Source organism: Kitasatospora sp. NPDC059327, assembly GCF_042752535.1.
GTDB lineage: Bacteria > Actinomycetota > Actinomycetes > Streptomycetales > Streptomycetaceae > Kitasatospora.
Genome location: NZ_JBHYYB010000005.1, coordinates 85,336 through 94,242 on the forward strand (window position 1 = coordinate 85,336; position 8,907 = coordinate 94,242).

The 8,907-nt window shown below is 76.9% G+C and carries 8 protein-coding genes; 6 read left to right on the forward strand and 2 right to left on the reverse strand.

Annotated elements, in window-relative coordinates:
- Positions 1 to 32: 32 nt before the first annotated feature.
- The 5 genes from ACFXHB_RS05025 to ACFXHB_RS05045 all read left to right on the forward strand — a co-directional run bounded on the left by ACFXHB_RS05025 (position 33) and on the right by ACFXHB_RS05045 (position 5,206).
- Positions 33 to 638 carry a TlpA family protein disulfide reductase gene (locus ACFXHB_RS05025; protein WP_380572173.1) on the forward strand — a complete coding sequence of 202 codons (606 nt, stop codon included), beginning with the start codon at positions 33 to 35 and terminating at the stop codon, positions 636 to 638.
- On the forward strand, positions 635 to 2,629 hold the full coding sequence (locus tag ACFXHB_RS05030) for an ABC transporter ATP-binding protein (protein ID WP_380572175.1): 1,995 nt from the start codon (positions 635 to 637) through the stop codon (positions 2,627 to 2,629). Before ACFXHB_RS05025 ends, ACFXHB_RS05030 begins: the two co-directional genes overlap by 4 nt.
- Before the next feature lie 28 nt (positions 2,630 to 2,657).
- On the forward strand, positions 2,658 to 3,110 hold the full coding sequence (locus ACFXHB_RS05035; RefSeq protein WP_380572177.1) for a S26 family signal peptidase: 453 nt from the start codon (positions 2,658 to 2,660) through the stop codon (positions 3,108 to 3,110).
- A 135-nt stretch (positions 3,111 to 3,245) separates the two neighbouring features.
- Positions 3,246 to 4,562, forward strand: a complete 1,317-nt coding sequence (locus ACFXHB_RS05040; RefSeq protein WP_380572179.1) for a sensor histidine kinase — start codon at positions 3,246 to 3,248, stop codon at positions 4,560 to 4,562.
- Positions 4,550 to 5,206, forward strand: a complete 657-nt coding sequence (locus tag ACFXHB_RS05045) for a response regulator (RefSeq protein WP_380572181.1) — start codon at positions 4,550 to 4,552, stop codon at positions 5,204 to 5,206. Before ACFXHB_RS05040 ends, ACFXHB_RS05045 begins: the two co-directional genes overlap by 13 nt.
- Here ACFXHB_RS05045 and ACFXHB_RS05050 read toward each other — a convergent pair.
- On the reverse strand, positions 5,188 to 6,462 hold the full coding sequence (locus ACFXHB_RS05050) for a glycosyltransferase family 4 protein (RefSeq protein WP_380572183.1): 1,275 nt from the start codon (positions 6,460 to 6,462) through the stop codon (positions 5,188 to 5,190). The two genes, ACFXHB_RS05045 and ACFXHB_RS05050, sit on opposite strands and share 19 nt — an antisense overlap.
- Positions 6,447 to 7,664 carry a hypothetical protein gene (locus ACFXHB_RS05055; protein ID WP_380572377.1) on the reverse strand — a complete coding sequence of 406 codons (1,218 nt, stop codon included), beginning with the start codon at positions 7,662 to 7,664 and terminating at the stop codon, positions 6,447 to 6,449. The genes ACFXHB_RS05050 and ACFXHB_RS05055 overlap by 16 nt, the downstream gene beginning before the upstream one ends.
- Positions 7,665 to 8,001: 337 nt before the next feature.
- Here ACFXHB_RS05055 and ACFXHB_RS05060 point away from each other — a divergent pair, with 337 nt between their 5' ends.
- Entirely contained in the window at positions 8,002 to 8,790 is a 789-nt protein-coding gene (locus tag ACFXHB_RS05060) for an aminotransferase class IV (RefSeq protein WP_380572185.1), read from the forward strand.
- Positions 8,791 to 8,907: the final 117 nt, after the last annotated feature.

Here is an 8,907-nt window from a genome sequence, read left to right on the forward strand (position 1 = left end):
CGAACGCGCGCTGGAACGAGGAACAGATCACCATGACCACGGTTTCCGTCATTCTGGTCGGCTGTCTTTCGGTATTCAATCTGGTACTGACCCTGGCATTGGCCAAGAAACTCACTCAACTGTCCCATGCCGGTTCGCACGGTAATTCCCACGGAGCGTCCCACGGGTCATCCCACGGCGGTTCTGCCGGAAGTATCCTGAGCGGTGTCTCGATTCCGGACAACAGGCTGCCGGACGGCGCCCCGATGCCCGAATTCCGGACGGTCTCGCAGGCCGACGGTCCGATATCCGGGAATGACCTGACCGGTGACCGGGCGGTCGTCGGATTCTTCTCCACGACCTGCGGATCGTGCCTCGAACAGGCCCCGGACTTCGTCAAGGCCGTCACCGCGTACCCCGGTGGACGGGACCGGGTGCTGGCCGTGGTCAAGGGCACCGGCCCGGTGGGCGACAACCTCGTCGCGATCCTCGCGCCGGTGGCGCGCGTGGTGGTCGAGCCCGCCGGCGTCAGCGAGGGCTCGGTGGCCGAGGCGTTCGGCGTGGTCCGCTGGCCGAGCTATGTGGACATCGACGCGGCGGGGCGGATCACCAACCGCCTCCTTCCGGCCGAACTCGCCGTCGCCCCCGCCGCGCTGTGACCGGACCCGGGGCCGCCGCGCCCGGCCCGCCGTCCGCGCCGCCGCCCGGTTCGTCGGCCGGCCCGTCGTCCGGCCACCGGCCCGCCGTCCCGGCGGAGGGGCGGCGGGCGCTCCGCTCGGGCGCCGCCGCCTGCGCGCTCGCCTGGCGGGCGAGCCCGTCCGCGCTGCTGGTGTCGCTGCTCGCCAGTCTGGTCGCCGGTCTGCTGCCGGCCGGTACGGCGCTGCTGGTCAGTGACCTGTTCGACGCCCTCACCGGCACCGCCGGCACCGGCGCCCCGTCGGGCGTACCGGTCCGGACCTGCGTGCTGCTGATCGCGGCGAGCCTCGGCCTGGCACTCGCCCCCGCGTTCGGCGAGTTCACCCGGGCCCGCAGCAGCCGGGCCGTCCGGCTCCGGGTGCAGCAGGAACTGTTCGACGCCGTCAACCGGTTGCCCGGCCTGCGGCGCTTCGAGGACCCGCGGTTCCAGGACGAGCTGCGGCTCGCCCAGCAGGCCGGCGGCATCGCGCCCGACCTGCTGGTCGGTTCGGCGTTCAGCAGCCTGCAGGCCCTGCTGACCGTCGCCGGCTTCCTGGCCACCCTGTTCGTCGTGAACCCGGCCCTCGGCGCGCTCACCCTGCTGCTGACGCTGCCGCTGATCCGGGTCCAGCTCGCCGCCGGCCGCCGCCGGGCGGCCGTGCTGCGCGAGACCATGCCGCGCAACCGCCGGCAGATGTTCTACGGCAGCCTGATCGCGGACGTGGACGCGGTGAAGGAGATCCGGCTCTTCGGTCTGCAGGACTTCTTCAAGCAGCGCGCCCGGACCGAACTCGTCGCGGTCGCCGAGGCGGAGAACCGGACCGACCGGCAGAACCTCACCCGCCGGCTGCCCGCGCTGCTGCTCGGTGTCGCGGTGTACGGGCTGGGTCTGGTCTGGGCGGTCCGGGCCGCCGGCAGGGGTGAGTTGTCGATCGGCCAGGTCTCGGTCTGCGTGGCGGCCGTCGCCGGCATCCAGTCCGGCGTCGGACAGCTGGCGAGCACCGGCGCGGCCGCCTACCAGGCGGCCATCACCTTCGCCCACTACCGCGCCCTGGGCACCGTCGAACCGGACCTCGCGCTGCCCGCGGCGCCGTCCGCGCCCGGCCGGCTCGGCGGCACGATCGAGTTCCAGGACGTCTGGTTCCGCTACCACGAGGACGCGCCGTGGACGCTGCGCGGCGTCGACCTGACCGTCCCGGCCGGTTCGGTGACCGCACTGATCGGCCTCAACGGCGCGGGCAAGAGCACCCTGGTCAAACTGCTCTGCCGGCTCTACGACCCCGGGCGCGGCCGGATCCTCTGGGACGGCGTCGACATCCGGGAGTTCACCCCGGACGCCTACCGGGAGCGGATCGGCGCGGTCTTCCAGGACTACTGCCGCTACGACCTCACGGCGGGCGAGAACATCGGCCTCGGCCGGCTCGACCACCTCCAGGACACCGCCCGGATCGCCGGGGCGGCCCGGGCGGCCGGCGTGCACGCCCGGATCGACCGGCTGGAGGGTGGCTACGACGCGATGCTCAGCCGGATCTTCCTGCCCGAGGGCGCGGGCACCGGCTGGGGCCACTCGCTCTCCGGTGGCGAATGGCAACGGCTCGCCGTGGCAAGGGCGTTCATGCGGCGCGACGCCGACCTGATGATCCTCGACGAGCCCAGCGCCGGGCTGGACGCGGCCGCCGAGAAGGAGGTCCACGACAGCCTGCGCGAACTGCGCCGGGGAGCGACCAGCATCATCGTCTCGCACCGGCTCGCCGCCGTCCGCGACGCCGACCGGATCGTCGTCCTCGCCGAGGGGCGGGTGACCGAGGAGGGCACCCACGAGACGCTGATGGCACTCGGCGGCCGCTACGCGGAACTGTTCACGCTCCAGGCCGAGGGCTACCAGCCGGACCACCGGCAGCCGGGCCACCCGCAGGCCCACCCGCAGGCCCACCCGCACGCGGCCCCCGGCCCCGCGGCCGTCCCGGCCCACTAGGACCCGCCCCCACGGAGGAGACCCCGACATGCAGCTGATCCTCGCCGCCGGTGGCGCGCTCGCCGTTCTCACGGTGGCGGCCGCCGTCCTGGCCCGCGCCGCGCTGTCGGTGGTCAGGATCTCCGGGCCGAGCATGGCCCCGGCCCTGCGGCCGGGGCAACGGGTCCTGGTCCTGCGCCGCGGCTGGGCGCGGCTGCGGCCGGGCCGGATCGTGGTGGTCTCCCCGGCCGCCCTCGACCTGCCCGCCGACCCGTCCGGCCGCCGCCCGCAGCGGCTCCTGGTGAAGCGCCTCGCCGCCCTGCCGGGCGACCCGGTGCCTGACCCCGCGCGCGCGGCGGTCGGCGCCCCGGTGGTCCCCGGCGGCCGGGTGGTCCTGCTCGGCGACAACCCCGCCTTCAGCACCGACTCGCGCCTGTGGGGCGCCGTCCCGACCGCGAGCGTCGTGGGCGTCGTCCTCGACGGCGTCACCCTGCGCGGCTGACCGCCACCCGCCGGGCGGGTGGGCCTCCCGACGGAGCGGCAGGTGTCGGTACAGAGGCGCGGACGGACGGACGGTCAGTCAGGGCCGGTCAGGGCAGGTCGGGGTCGTTCGGGGGCGGTCGGCTAGGGTGGCCGGGTGGGTGCGGAGCGGGGGGTGACGGGCGGGCGGCAGGCCGTGGCGGTGTGGGCGGCGCTGCGGGCGCGTCCGCTGCGGTTCCCGTTCACCGCCGGCCCGTGGCGCTGTTGGGGTCATCTGCTCGGCGGTGCGCTGCTCGGGCCGCTGGTGGCGGCCGTGCTGGCGGTACTGCTGGTGGTCGGCCTCGGGTTGTCCGTCGTCGGGGTCGGTCTGCTGGTCCTGCTGGGTGTCGCCCTCGCCGGGGTTCCGGTCGGTGCGCTGGAGCGCCGCCGTCTGAGGCTGGTGGAGCCGGTGCCGGTGCCCGGTCCGCACCGTCCGCTGCCCGGGGCCGGCCGGCGGGCGCGGGCGCGGACCAGGCTGCGGGAGCGCGCGACCTGGCGCGAGCTCGGCTACACCGCCCTGTTCGCGCTGGTGCTGGGCGTGGTCGATCTCGCCTTCACCGCCCTGCTGGTGTTCTGCGGGACGCTGGTCGTCAGCCCGGTGGTGGTGTGGGCGCTGGCTCCCGAGACGGTGATGCTGATCCCCGGCCGGGCGGTCGCCGGCCCCGTCGGTGCCCTCCCCGCGACCGCCGTCGGGCTCGCCGGTCTGCTGTTCTGCGCCTACGCGGGCGCGCTGCTGACCGCCGCCCGGGTGCGGTTGGTCCGGGCCCTGCTCGGGCCCCGGCCCGAGGGTCTCGGCCGGCAGGTCCTCGAACTCACCCGCTCGCGGGCCCGGTTGGTCGACGCCTTCGAGGCCGAGCGCCGCCGGATCGAGCGCGATCTGCACGATGGCGCACAGCAGCGGCTCGTCGCGCTCAGCATGACCCTCGGGCTCGCCGCGTACGAGCTGCGCGGGCGGGCCGGTGACGACCCGGCCGTCACCCTGGTCGACCGGGCGCGCGGCGAGGCCCGGCTGGCGCTCGAACAGTTGCGGGACCTCGTCCGGGGAATCCACCCGCAGGTGCTGACCGACCACGGGCTGGCCGCCGCCGTCGCCGAGGTCGCGCTGCGCCACCCGATCCCGGTCGAGGTGGACATCGACCTGCCGGACCGGCTGCCCGGACCGGTCGAGACGACGGCGTACTTCACCGTCACCGAGGCGCTGACCAACGCCGCCAAGCACAGCGGTGCCACCGCGATCACCGTCCTCGGCCGGATCGCGGACGGCCGCCTGGTGCTCCAGGTGACGGACGACGGGCGAGGCGGGGCCGATCCGGCCGCCGGGGCCGGGCTGCAGGGGCTCGCCGACCGGATCGCGATTCTGAGCGGGAGGCTGCTGGTGACCAGTCCGATCGGCGGGCCCACCAGGCTCCGGGTGGAGGTGCCGTGCTCCGGATAGTCATCGCCGAGGACGCCGTGCTGCTCAGGGCCGGGCTGGTCGAGCTGCTCACCCGGGGCGGCCATCAGGTGGTCGCCGCCGTCGGCGACGCGCGGGCGCTGGCCGCCGCCGTGGACGCGGACCGGCCCGACATCGTGCTCACCGACGTCCGGATGCCGCCGGGCTTCCACGACGAGGGCCTGCGCGCCGCCCTGGAGCTGCGGGAACGCCACCCGGGTCTGCCGGTGCTGGTGCTCTCCCAGTACGTGGCCACCCCGTACGCCACTCGGCTGCTCGGTGCGGCGGGCGCCCAACCGGCCGGGCTCGGATACCTGTTGAAGGACCGGGTGGGCGAGGTGGCGGAGTTCCTGGACGCGCTGCACCGGGTGGCGGCCGGTCAGACCGTGATCGACCCGGAGGTGGTCCGGGTCCTGCTCCGCCAGCAGGCGGCCGACCGGCCACTGGCCCGGCTGACCCCGCGCGAGCGGGAGGTGCTGGCGCTGCTGGCCCAGGGCTTGAACAACCAGGCCGTCGCCGGGCGGTTGAGCATCACCGAAGCCTCGGTGGTCAAGCACTGCGGCAACATCTTCATGAAGCTGGACCTCGACCCGGCCGAGGGCAACCGCCGGGTGCTCGCGGTGCTGGCTCACCTGCGGGGGGAGTAGACCTCCGGGGGAGCGGCGCTGCGGGAGGATCCGGACTCCGGGGCCGCGGCGGCGTCCCCCCGGTCGCCCGCCTGCTCGGGGTCGAGCAGCTCCGCGAGGCGGCGGGCGGAGGCCTCCCAGGACCACTCCGCCCGGACCCAGCGCCGCCCCGCCGCCCCCATCCGGGCGCGGTCGGCCGCCGGGGCGCCGAGGATCCGGCCGACCGCCGCCGCGACCGCGGCCGGGCTCCGGCCGTCGACGACCGCGCCGGTGACCCCGTCGAGGACGGCGTCGGGAGCGCCGCCGGAGCGGCCCGCGACCACCGGCAGCCCGGCGGCCGCGGCCTCCAGGAAGACGATGCCCAGGCCCTCCGCCTCCAGCCCGGCCCGCCGGGTGCGGCACGGCATCGCGAAGACGTCCGCCGCCGCGTAGTACGCGGGGGTCGCGGCGTGCTCCCGGCCGCCGGCGAAGACCACCGAGCCGGGCTCGGTGCGGCGCCGGGCGAGGGCGCGCAGCCGTCGTTCGTCCGGGCCCCGGCCGACCAGCACCAGGACGGCTCCGGGAGCGGTCCGCCGGATCAGCGGGAGGGCCCGGATCAGGGCGTCCTGGCCCTTGCGGGGGACGAGCCGGGCCACGCAGAGGATCACCGGCGCGGCGGCCCGGTCGGCGCCGGCCGGGCCGGGCCACGACGCCCCCGCCCCGTCCGCCCCGGCCTCGGCCGCCCCCGCCCCGGACTCGTCCGCCCCGGCCGGGCGGAAGTGCTCCGCGTCCACGCCCGGGACGAGCCGCTCCAGCCGGGCCCCGGGCCCGAGCGCGGGGGCGATCCGGGCCCGGGTGTACTCGCCGAGGTAGGTGACCACGTCGACGGAGTCGCCGATCCGTCGGAGCAGCCGGCGGGCGCCGGGCGTCCGGGCCCACCAGATCTCGTGGCCGTGCGTGGTGGCGACCGTCCGGGCTATCCCGGGGGCCTGCCGCCGCAGTCCGGGCGTCATCGCGGCGAGCGGGGCGGCGGCGCCGAACCAGACCCGGTCGCAGTCGTGGGCGCGGGCGATCTCGGCGGCCCGCCGGGTGGTCCGGCCGGTGGGCAGCAGCATCCGGGAGCGGTCGCGGATCACCGGGAAGGGCAGGGCCGCGTCGTGAGCGGCCGCGCCGGGTTCGTCCGAGGTGAGGACGACGACCTCGTCGGCGGGCAGCCGGGTGGCCATGGCGTGGACGAAGGTTTCGATGCCGCCCTGTCGGGGCGGGAAGTCGTTGGTGACGATCAGTGTGCCGGCCATGGGCTCGGTGCGACCTCGTTTCGGGGATCGGTCCGTGGGGTGGTGGGGGAGGGGACGAGGGGGGTGGTGAGGGAGGGGACGAGCGGTCCGGGGCCGGGATCGGCCGGCGGGCCGCTCCCGCCGTCCGGTCGGGGGCGCGGCCGGGCCCAGAGGGTGAGCACGAGCGGCAGCGCGAGATAGCCGAACCGCCCGGCGGGGGCGAGCAGGAAGGCCAGGCAGAGCCCGACCGCGAGCCGGTCGGCGGCGCCGACGGCGTCGCGCGGCGGACGCAGCACCAGCGAGGCCGCGACGGCCAGACCGCCGAGCAGCAGCAGGGCCACGGCCGTGTACCAGCCCGCCGGGCCGAGGTCCGCGAGCAGGCGGCCGGGCAGCGGGCTGCCGGCCGGGGTGGGCAGCGCGCCCCGCCCGGTGGGGAACGCGAACACCTGGCGGACCATCGGTCCGGGCGAGCGCAACGCTCCCGGCAGGACGAGGACGGCCGTGCCCGCCACCGCGACCGCCGTGCCGCGCAGCGCCGCCTGCCGCCCCGCCGTGACGGCCAGCAGCGCCGCGACCACCGCGACGGCGGGCCAGGCCGTCCACTTGAGCGCGCAGGCCGCGGCGAGTACCGCCCCGGCGCCGCCCGCCCGGCCACGGGCCGCCAGGGCGAGCGCCAGGCAGCAGAGGCCGGTCATCGGCAGGTCGACCCCGCTCACACAGAGCGGCAGCGCGACCAGCGGTGAGGCGGTGAGCGCCGCGAGCCCCGGCCGGTGCCGGCGGCCGGTGGCGAGCAGGCTGCCCAGGAACACCGCGGCGCACCAGAGCCGGGCGTCACCGAGCAGCCGGGCCGGCCACCCCTGCGCCCCCAGCACCGCGCGCGGCAGACCGAACAACGCCATGCCCGGCAGGTAGGGCGTGTACTCGGGCACGGTGCGCGGCTCCGCGAGGTACGGCGTGCCGTGCCGGAGCAGCAGCTCGCCGGACCGCTCGATCACGGCGACCTCGCTCTGTCCCTGGCCGGTCAGCACCAGCCAGAGCAGCGGGGCCAGCAGGGCGCCGGCGAGCGCCACCGCCACGGACCAGGAACGGGCCCGTCGCCACGGCAGCGCGAGCACCGCGACGGCCGCCGCGAGGTAGCCCGTCGCGGCGACCAGGCCCCAACCGCGGTGCGGCCCCAGTGCGGAGACGAGTGGGAAGGCCGCGGCCCAGCCGGCCGCGAACAGCCAGCCGGCGCACCAGACGGCCCGGCGGTCGAACCTCCGCCACCCGGAAGGGAGTTCACGGACCGCCGGCCCGGAGCGGTCCGGCCGGCCCCGGTGGCCCGGTCGGCCCGAGTGGCCCCGGCGGTCCTGGCCCCGGCGGTCCTGGTCGCGGTGGGCGCGGCGGCCTCGGTGATTCAGCACCCCTTCATTCCAGCGGCGCGGTTCAACGAGGTCATGACGGCCAGGTCGAGACCTGGGGTCGGGTTTCCCCCACCATCCTCGTCCGGCGCCCCGACTGGCCCGGGCCTCGTCCCCGGTCCCGTGCGTACCGCGGGCGGGCGGCTGGGAGACTCGGGGGATGGCTGAGATCGAGATCGACGGCGCGCCCGCCGACCCGGGGCAGCTGGCTGCCCTGGGACTGCTGAACTACGGGCACTTCACCACCCTGCGCGTCGAGTCGGGCCGGGTCCGCGGCCTGTCCCTGCACCTGGACCGCCTGGTCCGGGACTGCCGGACGGTGTTCGGCGCCGAGCTGGACCGGGAGCTGGTCCGGCAGCGGGTCCGCCGGCTGCTCCCGGCGGACGGCGCCCCGGTGATCGTCCGGGTCACCGTGTTCGACCCGGCGCTCGGACTGGAGCGCCCCGCCGCGCCCGCCGCGCCCCGGCTGCTGGTGACCACCCGCCCGGCGCCGGCGGCGGCCCCGGGCCCGCTGCGGGTGCGGACCGCCGGGTACCGGCGCGAGCTGCCGGAGGTGAAGCACGTCGGCCTGTTCGGCCTGGTGGCTCTGCGTCGACGGGCTCAACTCGACGGCTTCGACGACGCGTTGCTGCTGGCCGAGGACGGCCGGATCACCGAGGGCGCGACCTGGAACGTCGGCTTTCACGACGGTCGGCGGCTGGTCTGGCCGGACGGCGACGCGCTGCCCGGCGTCACCGCGGCCCTGCTCACCGCGGCCCACCCCGGCCCGCAGCGGCGCGAGCGCGTCGACCCGGCCGGCCTGGACCGTTTCGTGGCGGCCTTCGCGGTCAACGCGGGCATCGGTGTGCGGCCGCTCGCCGCGATCGACCGGACCGCCTTCGACCCCGCCCACCCCGTCCTCGCCACGCTGCGCGAGGTGTACGGGCGGATCGAGGGCGAGCCGGTCTGAGGCGCCGGCCGCCGCACCGAGGCGCGATGACGAGTGGCGGGGGCCCGGCCCCCCCCCCCCGGGGGGGGGGGGGGGGCCCCCCCCCGGGGGGGGGGGCCCCCCCCCCCGCCCGCCCCG

What these genes read in the sequence shown, in the direction of transcription:
- ACFXHB_RS05025 (WP_380572173.1), top strand. Translation starts at nt 33, where the DNA reads ATGACCACGGTTTCCGTCATTCTGGTCGGCTGTCTTTCGGTATTCAAT.
- ACFXHB_RS05035 (WP_380572177.1), top strand. Translation starts at nt 2,658, where the DNA reads ATGCAGCTGATCCTCGCCGCCGGTGGCGCGCTCGCCGTTCTCACGGTG.
- ACFXHB_RS05050 (WP_380572183.1), bottom strand. Translation starts at nt 6,462, where the DNA reads ATGGCCGGCACACTGATCGTCACCAACGACTTCCCGCCCCGACAGGGC.
- ACFXHB_RS05060 (WP_380572185.1), top strand. Translation starts at nt 8,002, where the DNA reads ATGGCTGAGATCGAGATCGACGGCGCGCCCGCCGACCCGGGGCAGCTG.